Origin of the sequence: Nostoc sp. S13 (assembly GCF_029379315.1) — a bacterium.
GTDB lineage: Bacteria > Cyanobacteriota > Cyanobacteriia > Cyanobacteriales > Nostocaceae > Nostoc.
This window is the reverse complement of sequence record NZ_JAQYWQ010000055.1, coordinates 1-17,327: the sequence shown is the minus strand read 5'-3', so window position 1 is coordinate 17,327 and position 17,327 is coordinate 1. Positions and strand designations below refer to the sequence as shown.

General features: G+C 43.8%; 12 protein-coding genes and 1 pseudogene. 7 read left to right on the top strand and 6 right to left on the bottom strand.

What is annotated here, in order from left to right; translation table 11 throughout:
* Positions 1-151: 151 nt before the first annotated feature.
* Positions 152-805, top strand: coding sequence for a hypothetical protein (locus PUQ00_RS17690; protein WP_300419005.1), 654 nt, complete (start codon positions 152-154; stop codon positions 803-805).
* A gap of 828 nt (positions 806-1,633) precedes the next feature.
* Positions 1,634-2,998: a guanitoxin biosynthesis MATE family efflux transporter GntT gene (gntT, locus tag PUQ00_RS17685; RefSeq protein ID WP_300419003.1), complete on the top strand. Its 1,365-nt coding sequence runs from the start codon at positions 1,634-1,636 to the stop codon at positions 2,996-2,998.
* Between the two features lie 62 nt (positions 2,999-3,060).
* On the opposite strand, the gene PUQ00_RS17680 is transcribed toward gntT, so the two are convergent.
* Together PUQ00_RS17680 and PUQ00_RS17675 are read right to left on the bottom strand one after the other, a co-directional pair.
* A complete protein-coding gene (locus PUQ00_RS17680; RefSeq protein ID WP_300419001.1) occupies positions 3,061-4,449 on the bottom strand; it encodes an AtzE family amidohydrolase in 1,389 nt (462 codons plus the stop codon).
* Complete coding sequence (locus PUQ00_RS17675) at positions 4,446-4,634, bottom strand: DUF4089 domain-containing protein (protein ID WP_300418999.1); 189 nt, start codon at positions 4,632-4,634, stop codon at positions 4,446-4,448. The genes PUQ00_RS17680 and PUQ00_RS17675 overlap by 4 nt, the downstream gene beginning before the upstream one ends.
* A gap of 80 nt (positions 4,635-4,714) precedes the next feature.
* On the opposite strand from PUQ00_RS17675, the gene PUQ00_RS17670 reads away from it, so the two are divergent.
* The 3 genes from PUQ00_RS17670 to PUQ00_RS17660 all read left to right on the top strand — a co-directional run bounded on the left by PUQ00_RS17670 (position 4,715) and on the right by PUQ00_RS17660 (position 8,230).
* Positions 4,715-5,059, top strand: coding sequence for a glutaredoxin family protein (locus PUQ00_RS17670; protein WP_300418997.1), 345 nt, complete (start codon positions 4,715-4,717; stop codon positions 5,057-5,059).
* A 47-nt stretch (positions 5,060-5,106) separates the two neighbouring features.
* Entirely contained in the window at positions 5,107-6,609 is a 1,503-nt protein-coding gene (locus tag PUQ00_RS17665; RefSeq protein ID WP_300418996.1) for a UDP-N-acetylmuramoyl-L-alanyl-D-glutamate--2,6-diaminopimelate ligase, read from the top strand.
* A gap of 172 nt (positions 6,610-6,781) precedes the next feature.
* Entirely contained in the window at positions 6,782-8,230 is a 1,449-nt protein-coding gene (locus PUQ00_RS17660) for a DICT sensory domain-containing protein (RefSeq protein WP_300418995.1), read from the top strand.
* A 50-nt stretch (positions 8,231-8,280) separates the two neighbouring features.
* Here the strand turns inward: PUQ00_RS17660 and PUQ00_RS17655 are convergent, their stop codons facing one another.
* From PUQ00_RS17655 to PUQ00_RS17645, 3 genes and pseudogenes are all read right to left on the bottom strand, one after another.
* Entirely contained in the window at positions 8,281-9,780 is a 1,500-nt protein-coding gene (locus PUQ00_RS17655) for a HAMP domain-containing sensor histidine kinase (RefSeq protein ID WP_300418993.1), read from the bottom strand.
* Between the two features lie 61 nt (positions 9,781-9,841).
* Positions 9,842-10,021: a hypothetical protein gene (locus PUQ00_RS17650; RefSeq protein ID WP_300418991.1), complete on the bottom strand. Its 180-nt coding sequence runs from the start codon at positions 10,019-10,021 to the stop codon at positions 9,842-9,844.
* A pseudogene (locus tag PUQ00_RS17645) lies at positions 10,018-11,142 on the bottom strand (ATP-binding protein); the annotation flags it as partial. The gene PUQ00_RS17650 and the pseudogene PUQ00_RS17645, both read right to left, overlap by 4 nt.
* Positions 11,143-12,187: 1,045 nt before the next feature.
* Here PUQ00_RS17645 and PUQ00_RS17640 point away from each other — a divergent pair.
* On the top strand, positions 12,188-13,009 hold the full coding sequence (locus PUQ00_RS17640; RefSeq protein ID WP_300418989.1) for an SDR family oxidoreductase: 822 nt from the start codon (positions 12,188-12,190) through the stop codon (positions 13,007-13,009).
* 100 nt (positions 13,010-13,109) lie between these two features.
* On the opposite strand, the gene nifJ is transcribed toward PUQ00_RS17640, so the two are convergent.
* On the bottom strand, positions 13,110-16,760 hold the full coding sequence (nifJ, locus tag PUQ00_RS17635) for a pyruvate:ferredoxin (flavodoxin) oxidoreductase (RefSeq protein WP_300418988.1): 3,651 nt from the start codon (positions 16,758-16,760) through the stop codon (positions 13,110-13,112).
* Positions 16,761-17,107: 347 nt separating this feature from the next.
* On the opposite strand from nifJ, the gene PUQ00_RS17630 reads away from it, so the two are divergent.
* The coding region (locus PUQ00_RS17630; RefSeq protein ID WP_300418987.1) for a hypothetical protein at positions 17,108-17,327 on the top strand (220 nt) is incomplete at its 3' end.

Sequence of the window (17,327 nt, the reverse complement as noted above, 5' to 3'; positions counted from 1 at the left end):
TTAAAAGAGGTAAGCCGATACAGCAAAGTAGGGAATATATGCTCGTGCGATCGCTCTCAAATAAAATAGCGAGTTTTCTAATTTTTTCTTAAACTTGTATAAAGTTTATAACAATCTCTGATAAGTTAGAAATTAATATTAGGGGTTTTAGGTGATAAAAATTAATATGCGATCGCATAGTATATTTCTTGGTTCGGTAGTTTTCTGTTTACTCAGTATTGCTGCGAGTACAACAAAAGCAAACGCCCAGACGATTTATCCATTTGACGTAGTATACGACACGGAAGTTACTCTCACACCTATCCCATCGACCGACGTATCTAAAGCATTTGTCTCAGGTTTCAATTCTGATGCTCCGTACAGTCTGAGTAACTTTTCTAGCATAAACAACTACAGCCGAATTGACCCTAATACTGGTAATCTCGTATTTGTTCAAGACGCAACAAAATTTGGTTTAGAAGGCTTGCCAATCGGCAGAGATGAGTTTTTTGGCAGTGGTGATGATAAATTATTTGGCAGGAGTAGCGCGACTGCTGCATTTGACTTTATTAACCGTAAATTAGTAGGTTCTGGTAGTATAACTATCACTGGTGGTGCAGGTAGGTTCAGTGGTGCAACAGGCATATTTAACTTTAGTGAAATTGAGTCACTCGATCAAGATCCAACTAGTCCCTTAAAAGGTCAAGCTTTTTTGAGTGGTTCTTTCCAGACACCGCAGCAAATTCCAGAACCAAGAACGGCAACAACACTATTCGGTATATGTGTAATTGGGATTAGTTCGATATTGCGTCGGCGTTACCTTTGAGCTACTAAACAGTAGTGCGTAACTTATAGTTATATAAGAGTAATCCAAGTAAAAAAATGCCCAATTGTCATTACAAAGTATGATATTCGCTCTGATCAAATACATCCCACGCAGCACGGCTACGATAAGATGGCTGATGAGTGGGACAAGGCTATTCAGCCGCTACTTAAGTAAATAGGCGGATAATATAAACCGGAGAAGTTTTCGCGGCAATTGGGATACCTGCTGTTCCTCCCAAACCCCGTGGAAAGTCCCCTGGAGTTTAACGTAGATTTTAATTCGCACATTGATTGAAATATAGCGCTTCTCAATTGAGCGCAATACACACCTAACAAGAACAGCCCCAACCCTTGTAGCGTTGGGGAGTAAAATTTTAAGTCTATTAGGATTTCTTAAATTTTCAATTAATAATTTTTAATTTTTAATTTCGAGAAGCGACTTGACCGGAGTTAAGGAACTTTCAAATAAAAAAAATATCCAATCGCTGTGGAAGCAGTTCTTGAGCAAGGAAAAAAGAATCTGATAGTTGCATTGGATACAATAATTTGGATAATTTAATTTTTTGAGTTCCTTAAAATAATTCGTAATTGATAATACTCGCCAAAAATGAAAAGTAAGCTACATAATTCGTAATTAAATTAGTTTAAGATTTATTTACAACTAATTCAAGACCACCAATTTGACAATTTAGTGAGGCAGCCTGGTCTTCTCTACAAGACGCTTTACGTAGCAAGATCCCCGTAGGGGTATGTAGCGGCTTGTGCCCATTATGAATTAGGAATTAGTAATTAGTTAAATAGCTCAATCGCATCAGCTAACCGATTCCAAATGTTAGTAAATAATGATTTGCAAGACCGATGGATTCCTCGCTATTTCAGATTAGCGATCGCGAATATGCTCTCCAATTTAATGGTACCGCTATCTGGAATGGTTAGCGTTTCTTTTTTAGGGCACTTGCAAGACATTCGTCATTTAGCTGGCGTTGCACTGGCGACGGTTGTGTTTAATTACTTCTATCGAGCATTAAATTTTTTGCGTCTCTCTGTCACCGGCACGACTGCCCAGGCGACTGGAAGAAATGATCAACAGGAAGTGCTGCTGCTAGGCTTACGGAATGTTTTAATTGCTCTAGGCTTGGGATTTGTTGTTTTGCTCCTGCAATACCCACTGCGAGAGTTGGGGTTTATTGTCTTAAACAATACTCCAGATGTGAAAGCGGCTGCGGTGGACTACTTCAACACGAGGATTTGGGGTGTACCTGCGGTTCTGGTGAATATGGTGCTGTTCGGCTGGCTGATGGGGCGTGAACAGAGCCAGAAAGTCTTAGTATTGTCGGTTTTTGGCAACGTCGTCAACATTATCTTGAGTTACCAGATGATTCTGCGAGCAGGTTTGGACAGCATGGGAGCAGGCTTGGCACAAGCTTTGAGCCAATTTCTGATGATGGTGCTGGGACTAATTTGGGTGAAGAGTGAAATCCAGTGGCAGGAAATCCTTGCCGTCGCGCCTCAGCTTTGGGACAAATCTGCCTGGAATGAGACTTTTGCCCTGAGTAAGGATCTCTTTATACGGACACTGGCGATTGGGTTTACCTTTTGGGCTTTTACCAATCTGTTTGCTGGGATGGGAAGAATCGCCTTTGCGGAAAATGTCTTGCTGATTGAGTTCATGACGCTAGGAATTCAAATACTCAATGGCTTGTCTTATGCAACGGAAACCTTGACGGGCAACTTTCATGGCACAAACGAGCAGGGGCAGATGGTGCCACTGCTTGGCGTTTCTATAGGCGTGAGTCTAATGTTTGCAGTCATCATGTCCCTTACCTGCATCCTCTTTCCTCAAACCGTATTTGGACTACTTACAAATCATACGGAAATAACCACCCAGATTGATCCCTACATTCCCTGGCTAATGAGCGTGCTGGGGCTGTATGCGTTTGCCGTCTCAATTGAAGCTTATTTCTTTGGTTTGGCAGAAGGATTAATCCTCCGCAATGCGGCTTTTATCGCAACTGGGTTAGGGTTTATTCCCACAGCAGCCCTGGCTTGGAAGTTGCAGAGTGTTCATCTGTTATGGTTGGCGATGTCTTTGTTCATTGTCACTAGAATTGCAGTGCAGGGAATTCAGATCCCTAGAACCTTGAAACTAGCGGTAGAGGATATTCCTCCTGCTGAAAAAACTCAATGCGAGTAAATCGAAGGCGTAATTTTTCCATTCTATAATCACCTCATTCACAGCATTGTAAACGATTAGCTTTAGTTGAGAGCGTTGAAAATCACTGGTGCTGAAACTACACCTTTAGCCTCTAACGCAGCCGCAACCCGTAAAATTAGCGCTTCATTATATGGTGCTGCGATTAATTGCACACCGAAAGGTAAGGCATTTGGACGCTGAATTGGTACTGATAAAACGGGTAAGCCAATAAAAGATAATGGTTGAGTAAATAGCCCTAAATGAGGACGTACAAGAATTTCTTCGCCATCCAAAATCATCGTTTGTTGACCGATTAGCGGTGCGGAAATTGGTGTAGTTGGGGCAAGAATTACATCCACATTTTGCAAGACTTCCCGAATGCGATCGCGATACCATTTTCTAAACCGTTGTGCTTGGAGATACCAGCTATTAGGAATTAACGCCCCAGCCAAAAAGCGATCGCGTGTCGCTGGATCAAAATCTTGAGGATGCGATCGCAATTTGTCAAAATGTAAATTTGCGCCCTCGCTAGCTGTAATCACAAACGCTGCTGCACGGGCGCGGTGTGCTTCTGGTATGGTTACGTATTCAGTGACATTCAAAGCATCAGCTATCTTTTGGACTGCTGCTAAAGCTTCGGCTTCTGCGCCTTTGGTAAAATAATCAGCAGCAATCGCAATTCTAATATCAGAGATATCTTGCTTAAGTTGTGATAAAACCAATTCAGGCGGACGCTTTGTGCAAATGGGATCGCGATCGTCTTCTCCTTGAAGCACATCAAACACCGTAGCGATATCCTGCACCGAACGCGCAAAAGGGCCAATGTGGTCAAAACTGCTAGATAATAAAGCTACACCAGCACGAGATAACCTTCCATAAGTCGGTTTGAAACCAAAAACGCCACACAACGCCGCCGGAACGCGAATTGAACCATTAGTATCAGAACCCAGCGTCAACGGTACTAAACCAGCAGCAACAGCCGCCGCCGAACCACCCGATGAACCACCAGCAACTCGCTGTAAATCATGGGGGTTGTGAGTCGCACCGTAATGGAAGTTTTCCGTTACAAACCCATAGGCGTACTCATCCATATTCAAAGCGCCAACCAGCACAGCACCCGCTTGTTTCAGCTTCGCTATTGCTGCTGCATCTTGGCTAGCAGCTGGTTTTCCTGCATTAATTTTCGATCCCGCCAGAGTCGTTAAACCAGCGATATCGAAGAGATTTTTCACCGCAAAAGGGACACCAGCCAGCATTCTGGAATGATTACCTTGGGCAATTTCCGTGTCAATACGTGCTGCATCTGTTAAAGCTGTCTCAGCAGTCACAGCCGTAAAACAGTTAAGTTGATTATCCCGCGCAGCGATTCGTGCTATCGCAGCCTGAGTAACTTCCACCGCGCTGACTTTCCCTTCACGCACAGCAGCAGCGATTGATACAGCATCATTCATGGTTCAAAAACTGGTGCAACTTCAACATCCTCCGCTAGCGGGAAAGAATTTACAAGATTAGCGATCGCCCTAATTCTCTCAAAATTTGCTACCACACCATCACGATACTCATCTTTTAGCTCCAAATCCAACAACAACGCCATTTGATCAACATACTTACCCACATCAAACCCTTCTCTTCTCATCTTTCTTACTTTGCGCCCTTTGCGTCCTTTGCGGTTCGTTATTCTAAACTTATAACTTCTTGCGCCAACTGAAATAAACAATGCGATTAATTTTATACAGTAAACCCGGCTGTCATTTATGTGAAGGCTTGCAAGAAAAGCTAGAACAAATCCAAAATCTCTGTTTCGAGTTGGAAATTAGGGATATTACGACTCGTAAAGATTGGTTTGCTGCGTATGAGTATGAGGTGCCGGTACTTTTTTTATCGAACCACAGAGGCGCAGAGGAGGACACTTGCGTGCGGGGGTTCCCCCCCGTTGAGCAAAGTGTCCGTGGCACAGAGACAGAGGAAGAAGAGGGGAGTGAGAAATTATTGCCGCGTCCTTCTCCTCGTGCTAATGTGCAGCAGTTGGAGCAAATGTTGCGTAAGTATTTAGCCAATTAGAAAAAAATAATGCAGAATAAGCCCAAGATTAAGAATGGGTTCACAAGATGAAATTGCGGGAATTACTAACGGCGGTAGATAGTGTTGAACAATTGCCTAGCCATCCGATTTTTGAGGATGTAGAAGTTAGGGGTTTGAAGACGAATTCCCATGCTTGTATTGTGGGAGATTTGTTTATTGGGATGCCAGGAGGGCGGGTTGATGGTGGGGAATTTTGGCAAAGTGCGATCGCATCGGGTGCTGTAGCGGCGATCGTCTCACCCGAAGCTGCACAAAAAAATCCTCCCACAAATCAGGCTGTAGTCATCAGTGCAAGTAACATAACTCAAGCTTGTGCCCAGATAGCTAGTGCTTTTTACGGTTATCCAGGACAAAAACTCAAGCTGGTAGGCGTGACTGGTACAAATGGCAAAACTACAACAACTCATCTAATTGAATTTTTGCTGATCAAAGCTAATCTAGCTACAGCTTTGATGGGAACTCTCTACACTCGTTGGGCAGGTTTTGAGCAAACTGCTGCCTACACTACGCCCTTTGCGGTGGAACTACAACAGCAGCTAAGAGAGGCTGTAAATGCTGGTAGTGAGTTCGGCGTGATGGAAGTAAGTTCCCACGCTTTAGCCCAAAGTCGAGTGTTGGGTTGTGAATTTGAGGTGGCGGTATTCAGTAATCTTACCCAAGACCATCTCGACTATCACAGCGACATGGAAGATTACTTTGCCGCCAAAGCGTTGTTATTTAGCCCTGATTATCTCAAGGGACGGGCAATAATTAATGCTGATGATTCCTATGGCAAACGGTTAATCGCCTCTTTAGATTCCGAACGGGTTTGGAGTTACAGTGTAAACGATAATAGCGCTGATTTATGGATGAGTGATTTAAATTACCAGCCCAATGGTGTCAGTGGTACATTACATACACCAAAAGGTGACGTAGCTTTTCAATCGCCCCTAGTCGGACAATATAATTTAGAAAATCTTCTCGCAGCCGTAGGAGCAGTTTTACACTTAGGGCTAGATTTGCAGTTACTCGTATCTGTGATACCTGAGTTTCCCGGAGTGCCCGGACGAATGGAACGGGTACAGATTAGTCCTGACCAAGATATTAGCGTGATTGTGGATTATGCCCACACACCCGATAGTCTAGAAAATTTGCTGAAAGCTGCACGTCCGTTTATACCTGGGAAGGTGATTTGCGTGTTTGGTTGTGGAGGCGATCGCGATCGCACTAAGCGCCCAATAATGGGTAAAATTGCTGCTGAATTAGCTGATGTGGCAGTGGTGACATCGGATAATCCCCGGACTGAAGACCCAGAACGGATTTTGAAAGATATTTTGGCGGGAATTGCTGACACAGTGCAGCCAACTGTAATTTGCGATCGGGCGATCGCAATTCGTACCGCAATTTTACAAGCACAACCTGGTGATGGAGTCTTGCTTGCTGGTAAAGGTCACGAAGACTACCAAATTCTTGGTACTGAAAAAATCCATTTTGACGACCGAGAACACGCACGCGACGCTTTACACCAAAGACTAAATATACAAGCCTAAGCCAAAGGGTAGCACAGCTGTGCTATCCTAAAAGATGTATTCCACAAAATTAAAATCGCTCATAATTGATTGTTCATGTTTATTTGCGTGCGGATTTTGTAAAAAATGCACACATAAAGGTGAAAATCGAAGACAGAATTATTTCTTGCTTCACCCTTGTTGTGCTTGACTCATGAATGTATCTCTGGTTAACGATCTGTCTGTTTATCAACAGGTTATGGGAGTGCAAGTGCCTCCTAAACCATTGTCCCTCAGTCCTGCTACTCTGCTATCACTGGTGAGAGCGCAAATTGACTTACTAATTGAGCAAGAAATTGCAGCCACTTTATGGGTGAAGCTACCACCAGATAAAATCTGGCAATCAGAATTAGCGCGTTATCAATCCTCGGTAGGTGCCTCAAGTCTCATTTATACTTGCCAGATTGAGGAGAGAGGGAGAACGGGAGCAGGGGAAGATGAAGAAAGAGTAAATGCCTCCTCATCCTCCTCATCCCCTTATGATGTCTCTGTTCACCTCCCACCAGATAGCCAACTGCGACGGGAAAATTTTCTGATGGTGTTATCGCCCCAGTTTTGCAGTTTAATTTTGGCTCATCGACCACTTAAAAAACGTAAAAATCAGACATCGGGGAAAGTAAATAGTAATAAAAACCAGCCGTTGCTGATTATAACTACTGTTGAGGGGAGAGTAATTCAGCAAGTATTAAATGGTATCCAAAAAGCGATTACGCCAGAATCATCCCCAATTTTACCTTCTAGTTTTATTTGTCCAACTGTGCCCCAAGCTGCACTGATGAATCAACTGTTGGCAAAACAACTCCTGCGACAAGATGAAATTAATCGTCAAATCATCACAGTACGTACCAGCAAGTTGGAGCAGCAAAATCAAGAACTGCACAATAAAGAGCAACTCAAAGATGAATACCTGAAAAATGTGTGTCAGGAATTACGTACACCCTTGACCCACATGAAGACAGCACTTTCGTTATTGAATTCCCCTAATCTTAAACCCCCCCAGCGACAACGTTATTTACAGATGTTAAATACCCAGTGCGATCAACAAAATTCCCTGATTACTGGTTTGTTGGAACTGGTGCAGTTAGAACGCAATTTGGAGGGGACGGCTATAGAGTCAGTGCGTCTCTCAGATATTGTGCCTGGAGTAGTTAGTACTTATCAAACTGTGGCTCAAGAAAAAGGGATTACCTTAGCCTACACCGTACCGACTGAACTCCCATCTGTTTGGTGCGTGAGTGGTGGTCTGAGGCAAATTGTGATTAATATACTGCACAACAGCATTAAGTTTACCCCTAATGGTGGTCAAGTATGGGTGCGTGCCCGTATTCAAGGCGATTATGTCCAATTAGAATTCCGCGACACAGGTATCGGTATTGCCGAAAACGAAATTCCCAAAATCTTTGATCGGTTTTATCGTGTACGGACAGCAGCAACTGAAGATTATGGTGGTGCTGGGTTGGGGTTAACAATTGTACAGCAATTGCTGCTGCGCTCTGGCGGATCTATTTCTGTAAAAAGTAAATTATCTGAAGGTTCCACATTTACAATACAACTGGCAAGTGTTGGCGATACCCCAAAAGCGATCGCTACAGAAAATGAGTGATGAGTTGTGAGTAAATAAGTTATCAATTTTTAACTCCTAACTCCTAACTCCTAACTACTAACTACCGGCTTCTGCTTGCTAACTTCCAATGGCAGGAAAATCGTCAAAACTTCCCCATAATGTGGACGCTGGCGCACAATCAGTTTTCCACCGATCGCTTGAAACAAATGCTTAGTTGCGGCGATATTCAAACTAATCGTACCCGTTTCTGGTTGGAACATCAGCAATTGACCTAGAGCTTTGCGAATTGGTGGCGTTGCCGGTGTGGCGGTTTTATTGGAATCTTTGCACCCGAATTGGGGCGATAATTGTAACTTCAGTTGATCTCCAGCCGGGATAACTTGTACTTGAATATGGCTGCCAGAAGGTAAGCTGCGAGTGAAATTCTCTATCAAACCAGTAAGTACCTGATCTAGCATAATGGGATTACTCACCACTGTTGGTAATTGCTGGGGTAAAACAACATTTAAAGTTAAGTTCCGCCGATGCGCTGCTTGTTCCCAACGGGGAATGCTCTGCTGCAACACTTGATCTAAAGACATCGGCGTGAGTTGAGTTTTTGACGATTTTGCTGAGGCAGTAGTTTCCAATTCTGCTGCCTTAAACAGCAACTCCATGCGGTCAATTTGCTCGGTACACTCATGATCGATAACTTTTAAGCGATTAATCACGCCAGTATCTAAGTCTCGCCGCTTCAAAAGCAGGCGAGTCATGGTGCGAATAGTTGTTAAAGGCGTGCGGACTTCGTGAGCGAAGGCTTGGAGCAATTCCACATCAGGATTTTGGGATTGAGCATTGGGCACTTGTACTGAGCTTTGCCGAAGTATTGGGCATGGGTTATTCTCGTTGTCCCCCTTCTCCTCCTTGTCCCCCTTGTCCCCAGTTTCTTCTGGTTCTGTTAATTCCCGAAGCAACAACTGGCTAAACTCAATCACGATATGGTAATCTGGTGCTACCGGAGAATGCTGTTGTACTAATGCGTCCAGGCGGGCGAAAAATTCGGGATTAGCCAGCATTACCCTTGCTCCTAGCGATCGCCAAGCCTGCTGCACTACCTCTGGCTCAAAAGAAAATGAAAAGGTTTTTTTACCGTTTTTGTGCGTTGCTAAAACCAGCACTAATCTAAATTTATCTGTGAAAACTAAGCAAAACTGCTCTGCCCCTAGCGGATCGGCAGGTAATAAAGGAAGTACCGATTCATGGGGAGCAATTTCTTCATTTACAGATGTGTTGGCGTAGCCCAACCCAGGCATTGCATCTGGCATCTGAAATGGCATCAGCGCCAAGGGATTAAATGGTTTTGCTGTAAAAGTTACTGTTTGTAAACTTTGAGTCAGTTTTGGCTGACTAAATAAGGGTGCTGGTGCAGCTAAAACTAATCCTTGGGTTGTGTCTTTTGAAGGATCTGCTAAAGTATTTAATAGCAAATGTTCTGTCGCTGCGAGGCTGACACGCCACTGCCGCTCTGCTTTAGCAGGTGAACATTCAGCCACACTTGATTGATTTTGAGCCAAGATTTCGCTCAGGCTTGGCAATATCCATTTGTACACAGGTTTTCACCCCTTAATTCAAGAGCGACTAACAGCGTCTAGGTAGAAATTTCACTACTACCTAAAAGGTTATAGCTATTCGTGTACTGGTGACAGTGGTAGAACCGAACAATTCGGGCGCAATTTCCCCTCTAAGTGTGATGTCTACGACGGGCGTAGCTGCCGCAGTTAGGGGCTGAAAAACACTCGCGCTGACTTTTACTGATAGGTATGGCGATCGCTGATTGATAATTGTGCTCATTTCACTACTCGAATCGGGATTGTAATTACAAACTCTGCACCTTGTCCCAATGATGAAATGCATTGCAAAGAGCCACCATGCTTTTCAGTAATTATCTGGTAGCTAATCGATAATCCCATACCAGTCCCCTTACCAACTTGTTTAGTAGTGAAAAAAGGGTCAAATAGACGCGACTGGATTTCTTCTGGAATTCCTGCTCCATTATCAGCAATCCGAATGACGGCATTTTCATTTACCTGTTCAAAAGAAATGCGAATCAAGGGATTTGAACAAAGTTCTTTTTGGAAACCCTCTTCTAAAGCATCGATTGCATTTACCAAGAGGTTCATAAATACCTGATTCAGTTGCCCTGCAAAACAGTGAATCTTAGGCATTTCGCCATACTCTTTGACCACTTTAATTTCAGGACGATTATTTTGTGCCTTGATCCGGTGTTGCAAAATTAACAGGGTACTGTCGATTCCTTCATGTATATCAGCGATTTTGAACTCAGCTTCATCCAAACGAGAAAAGATTCGTAGACTGAGAACAATTTCACGGATGCGATTAGCCCCCATTTTCATTGAGGTTAACATCTTAGGCAAATCTTCTATTAGGTACTCAATATCCGCTTCTTCGTTAGCATTTTGAATTTCCGGCTCTGGGTAGGGATAATAATTTCGATAAAGCTTAATTAACAGCAGCAGCTGTTGAGTGTAATCATCAGTATGCAGGAGGTTGCCGTAGATGAAATTAACCGGATTGTTGATTTCATGAGCAACTCCCGCCACCAGTTGACCCAGACTCGACATTTTTTCAGATTGAATTAATTGGATTTGGGTTTTTTGCAGGTCTTTCAGAACTTACTGAAGTTCTGCTTCTGCTTGCTGGCGCTCGGCAATCTCGTCTCGTAATTGTTCGTTGGCCTTGATCAACTCATATCTGGAATGTTGCAGATCGTCCGCCATTTTATTGAACGAGGTAGCTAACTCGCCAATCTCATCCTGGGAGCGAATACTAACTCTGGTATCCAGCTTACCTTCAGCCAGATATACCACAGCTTGCTGGAGTTGTTTAATCGGTTTTGAGATGCTTCTGGAGAGTAAATAGCCTGCTGCTAATGCAAATATGCCACATCCCAAACTGATGATCGACGTGACAACAATATTTTTATGGGCTGTTGCTAGCGCGGCTTTGTAAAGCGGTGTATATTCCAGAATTACTGCACCAATTGTTTCCCCCTTGTTAGTCTTAAAAGCAATAGCAATCAATAGAATCCCCTTTGGGTATTCAGAACTGGTTTCAACATAGGTTCTTGGTATACCATCGTGAATAGTTTTACCAACTTCATTATGGAGATCGTGATCTAATCGCGTACCGATGTCTTCAGGAACTACATCTGCAAGAATGATTTTATTACGATCTACAATCTCCAGATCGCGCTGACGTTTGTGTAGTGCTTCAACATTCTCTTGCAACTGCGCTAGCATCTCATCTCGCGATCGCATCTTCTGGGACTCAAGCTCACGACTTACGAAATATCCCAGTAGTCCAGCAACTTCTTCAGCCTCTTGTTGAGCAAGATACTTAGCTATGTTCAATTGCTGATTGGCACTAATCGCACCAATACTTCCTGAGAGAGTAACCATTCCGAGAACACCCGAAATTAATTTTTGACTAATTTTCATTCCTTGCTCGAAACCTCAAGTGCTGGCTACTGTGCTGATTTAGATTTAGGGAGTTTACTCTGATCCTAAAATTCCCAATTGTCAGCCTGTAAGTTATAGAGTCAACAGCCATTAGCAAAATTTTTAATCTGGGTCTATTTTGGCGATCGCATTTTTTTAGTAGATTAACGGAAATTCGATAGATTATATAATAATGTCCGTCTATTAGCTCAATCAAAAGACCTTTAAGAGGTTTTACTAAGCAAAACCGTTTCTCTCCGAATCGCAGAGGGGCAGACTTGAACTTTAGTTCAAGGCTCTTAAAGGTTCCTCGAACTCACGTTAGATTAGCAATATAGCAGTTCTCTCTCGTTGCGATGCAACATATGGTAGGGGCACAGCATTGCTGTGCCCCTACGAGTGGTACGCCAGTTCGCCCAAGTCGGGAGACTCACCCACGCGACTGGCTTCTGTATTCCATGCAATTGAGAACCGCTAGAGACTATCTCACAGGTACTTTATGACTTCTTTTGAAACGTCAGTTGAAAATTTGGTACTAGTTGCTGGTGCTACTGGTGGAGTCGGGCAACTGGTCGTAGGTAAGCTACTAGAGAAAGGCTTGAAAGTTCGTGTCCTGACACGTAATCCCGCAAAAGCTGAAGAGATGTTTAACCAGAGAGTGGAAATTGCCGTTGGTGACATCCGCCAGCCAGCTACACTGCCAGCCGCAACGGCAGATGTGAGCCATATTATAAGTTGTACCGGAACCACTGCCTTTCCCTCTACGCGATGGGAGTTTGACCAACCCCCAAACTTGATTGAATGGGGAATCACTTTCCTTAACCCCAAATCTAGTGAAGCAAAAGCAAAGAATAGTCCGGCAAAGGTCGATGCCCAAGGTGTCAGCAACTTAGTAGCAGCAGCACCCCGGAATTTACAGCGATTCGTTTTCGTCTCTTCCTGCGGAATTCTCCGTAAAAATCAGTTTCCTTTTAGTATTCTTAATGCCTTCGGCGTGTTGGATGCCAAACAAAAGGGCGAGCAGTCTATTATTAATTCTGGATTACCCTACACTATTATCCGCCCAGGACGCCTCATTGACGGCCCATATACCTCATACGACCTCAACACCCTTCTCAAGGCAAAAACAGGAGGTAAATACGGTGTGGTCGTAGGCACTGGGGATACAGTTTCGGGTGATGCCAGCCGGATTGATGTAGCCAGCGCTTGCGTGGAATGCCTTTTTCAGCCAAATAGTTTGAGACAAATTTTTGAAATAGTCAACCAGGGACAAAGACCGCCTGTGATTGATTGGGAAACTCTTTTTTCCTCGCGTTCTTAAAAATTGCCCAACTATTTTTTTACATTACCACACGATAGTCATCCCTACTTTTACTTACACTGCAAACTCTTGCGGATGTGGGAGAGTGAAAAACTACGGCTTAAGTGATGGGAATGTGACGCTTTGCCAGATATTGGTACATCTGCCACCGGGCATCTACTTCAGCTTGCGCTTGTTCTAATAAGTGCTTGGCAACATCGGGTTTGCTCTTGGTGAGCATTTTGAAGCGATTTTCTTGATACATCGAATCTTCTACAGATTGCTGAGGCGATCGCATATCCAATTGCAAAGGATTTTTACCCTGTTTGAGCAACTCTGGATTATGCCGATACAGCAACCAACGACCTGATTCTACCAGAGTTTTCTGATGATTCATTCCTGTGGTCATATCAATGCCGTGGGCGATGCAATGACTATAAGCAATAATCAGTGATGGGCCATCATAAGCTTCTGCTTCCAGAAATGCTTTCAGGGTATGTTCATCTCTAGCACCAAGGGCTACACTCGCTACGTAGACATTTCCGTAGGTCATGGCAATCATCCCTAAGTCTTTCTTCGGTGCAGGCTTGCCACTGGCGGCATATTTAGCAACTGCTGCTCGTGGCGTAGCTTTAGAAGATTGACCGCCTGTATTAGAATACACTTCTGTATCCATGACTAAGATGTTCACATTCCGACCACTGGCAATTACATGATCGATACCACCAAAATCAATATCATAAGCCCAACCGTCACCGCCAACAATCCAGACGCTTTTTCTCACTAAATAGTCTGCAAGGGATTTAAGATTTTGGATTTTGGATTTGAGATTGGGGTCAAAAGTTACTATTTCATTTAACTTCTGCTGCAATAGTTCTATTCTTTCGCGCTGTTCCCAAATGTCAGCTTCAGATTTTTGTTCAGCTTTCAGGATGGAATAGACAAGGTTTTCATCTATTTCACTCCCCAATTGTTGCAATAGTTCCGCCGCAAACTCAGCTTGTTTGTCCAAAGAAAGACGGAAGCCAAAACCAAATTCGGCGTTATCTTCAAATAGATTATTAGACCACGCAGGGCCGCGTCCTTGGGCGTTGGTTGTCCAAGGAGTTGTGGGGAGGTTCCCACCATAAATTGAGGAACAACCTGTAGCATTGGCGATGACGGCGCGATCGCCAAACAATTGTGTTAATAATTTTAAATAAGGTGTTTCACCACAACCTGCACAAGCACCAGAGAATTCAAATAAAGGTTCTTGCAGTTGTTGTTGGCGAATCTGGTTTAATTTTAGCGATCGCCTGTCAGGATTGGGTAAACTCAAAAAGAAATCCCAGTTTTTTCGCTCTTGCTCTTGTAAAGGCAGCTGCTGTGCCATATTAATCGCTTTACGCAATGGCTCAGATTTATCTTTAGCAGGGCAAATATTTACACAAATAGTGCATCCTGTGCAGTCTTCTGGGGCAACTTGAATCGTAAATTTTTGATTGGCAAAGTCTTTATCTTTTGCACCAGTTGATTTGAAGGTTTGTGGTGCATTAACTAACTCATCCGGTTGATAAGCCTTGGCACGAATAGCACTGTGGGGACAAACCATGACGCACTTCCCACATTGTATGCAAACATCTGGCTCCCACACTGGTATCTCTTCGGCAACGTTACGTTTTTCCCACTTGGCAGTACCTACCGGAAAAGTGCCATCAACTGGTAGTGTGCTAACAGCTAAGTCATCACCTTCCCATACCATGATTTTGCCCAGAACTTCTCGCATAAATTCGGGAGCGGAGTTACAGACGCGATTAATCGCGTCTGTACTGGGGAGTGGGGAGTGGGGAGTGGGGAATGTCTGTGGTATATCTACTTTATGCAAGTTGTCTAAGGTGTTATCTACAGCTTGCAAGTTCATGCGGACAACTTCTGGGCCTTTTTTACCATAAGTCTTGTCAATCGCTTGTTTGATTTTAGCGATCGCTTCTTCTTGTGGCAAGACACCCGCTAAGGCAAAAAAGCATACCTGCATAATCGTGTTAATACGTCCACCCATGCCACTTTCACGGGCAACCTGGCTAGCATTGATTACGTATAACTTCAAATGCTTTTCGATAATTTGCTGCTGTACCTTGAACGGCAAATTTTCCCAGACGGTATCTGCATTATATGGACTGTTAAGCAGCAAAGTCGCCCCAGAAATAGCAGCTTTCAAAACATCAATGCGTTCCAGAAATCCCCAATGATGGCAACCAATAAAGTTTGCTTGGTCAATTAGGTAAGTGGAGCGAATTGGCTCTTTGCCGAAACGTAGGTGCGAAACGGTCATCGAGCCAGATTTCTTGGAGTCATAGACAAAGTAGCCTTGGGCGTAATTGTCGGTTTCTTCACCAATAATCTTGATGGAGTTTTTATTAGCGCCAACTGTGCCATCGGCGCCTAATCCATAGAACATAGCCCGAACAACGTGAGCCGATTCTGTGGAGAAGTTGGGATCAAAGCTTAGAGAAGTATAAGTAACATCGTCATTAATCCCGATAGTAAAGTGATTTTTCGGTTTAGCTTGGGCAAGGTTGTCAAAAATGCCCTTTACCATCGCCGGAGTAAATTCTTTAGAAGAAAGACCGTAGCGACCACCAATGATTTTGGGGAATAAGGGGGATGAAGAAGATTTTACTCCCTCATCTCCCCTTGCTCCCCCATCTCCCCCATCTCCCCCTGCTCTCTTATCTGCCCACGCTTCATGGATAGCAGCAACAACATCTAAATACAACGGTTCCCCAGCGCTACCTGCTTCTTTGGTGCGGTCAAGAACAGCGATCGCTTTTACACTACTTGGTAATACTGCAACAAACCTTTGGACATCAAAGGGGCGGTAAAGTCGTACTTTCACTACACCAAGTTTTTCACCACGGGCGTTAAGGTAATCTATTGTTTCATGGACGGTTTCACAACCTGAACCCATAAGAACGATAACGCGCGAGGCATCGTTGGCGCCGTAATATTCATAGATTTGATAATACCTTCCCGTGCGTTCTCCAAATTGATCCATGATGCGCTGGACAATTTCTGGACAGGCGTTGTAGTAAGGGTTAGCACCTTCACGTCCTTGGAAATAGACATCGGGGTTTTGGGCTGTACCGCGCAAAACTGGACGATCTGGGGTGAGCGCACGGCTGCGGTGGGCGAGTACTAGGTGATCGTGGATAAGCGATCGCAAATCGTCATCTGAGAGCAGTTTAACTTTCTGGACTTCATGGGAGGTGCGGAAGCCATCAAAGAAGTGCATAAACGAGACTCGCGCCTCTAGGGTAGCAGCATGGGCGATCAGAGCAAAATCTTGACTTTCCTGCACCGAGGCTGAACACAGTAGGGCAAAACCAGTAGCACGAGCTGCCATTACATCGCTATGATCACCAAAAATTGATAAAGCGTGAGTAGCCAGGGTGCGGGCTGCAACGTGAACCACAGCGCTAGTCAACTCGCCAGCAATTTTGTAGAAGTTGGGTATCATCAACAATAACCCCTGAGATGCCGTGAAAGTGGTACTCAGGGAACCTGTTTGCAATGCTCCATGCACAGCGCCTGCGGCTCCTCCCTCGCTCTGCATTTGCACGACACTGGGAACAGTACCCCAGAGGTTAGGACGACCTTCTGCTGACCAAGCATCTGCCCATTCACCCATTGCTGAAGAGGGGGTGATGGGATAAATGGCAATCACTTCATTTAATTTGTAAGCAACACGGGCGACAGCCTCATTCCCGTCGATGGTTGCAAAGGTTTTGTTCATAATGTTCATAATATGATTTTTGTCTTTGCCTCTAAGCTGGATTATCAAAACACCTGAATATAAGAATCAGAAATAGCCAGAGCCAAGAAATCAGTGAACACGAGTTACTGATAACTGTTAAAAGGGGGATATTATCCGAACTGTATCGAGATTTACCTTATTTAAAAGATGATTTATTGATGGCTTTTGGCTCTTAAGTTAACTTTAAATAAATACTGCATCTATTAATATCTCATCCGCAATCCTGCGTCTATTAATATGTATTAATAATGTACTCAATAACCAAAATCTCTGTTTGATAAGACTTTAAGCTAATTTATTCTTTTTTGTGGGGTATAGGGTCGGGAATGTCTGATACAAAATATTCTATAAGTCAGGAATTTTCGCGAAATGAGGAAATCTTATGGACATATTCATATCTTGCGCGTTCCCTCAAACTTCCTCCCATTGCTATCAGGCAGCCGCCTGGATTGCAGCCTTTAATAATCCAGATGATTATAAGGCAATACAGTTCAGTTAAGCATTTCTTGCTTCTCTTCCTTCTCTTCCTTTGCGACGGCAGTCGCT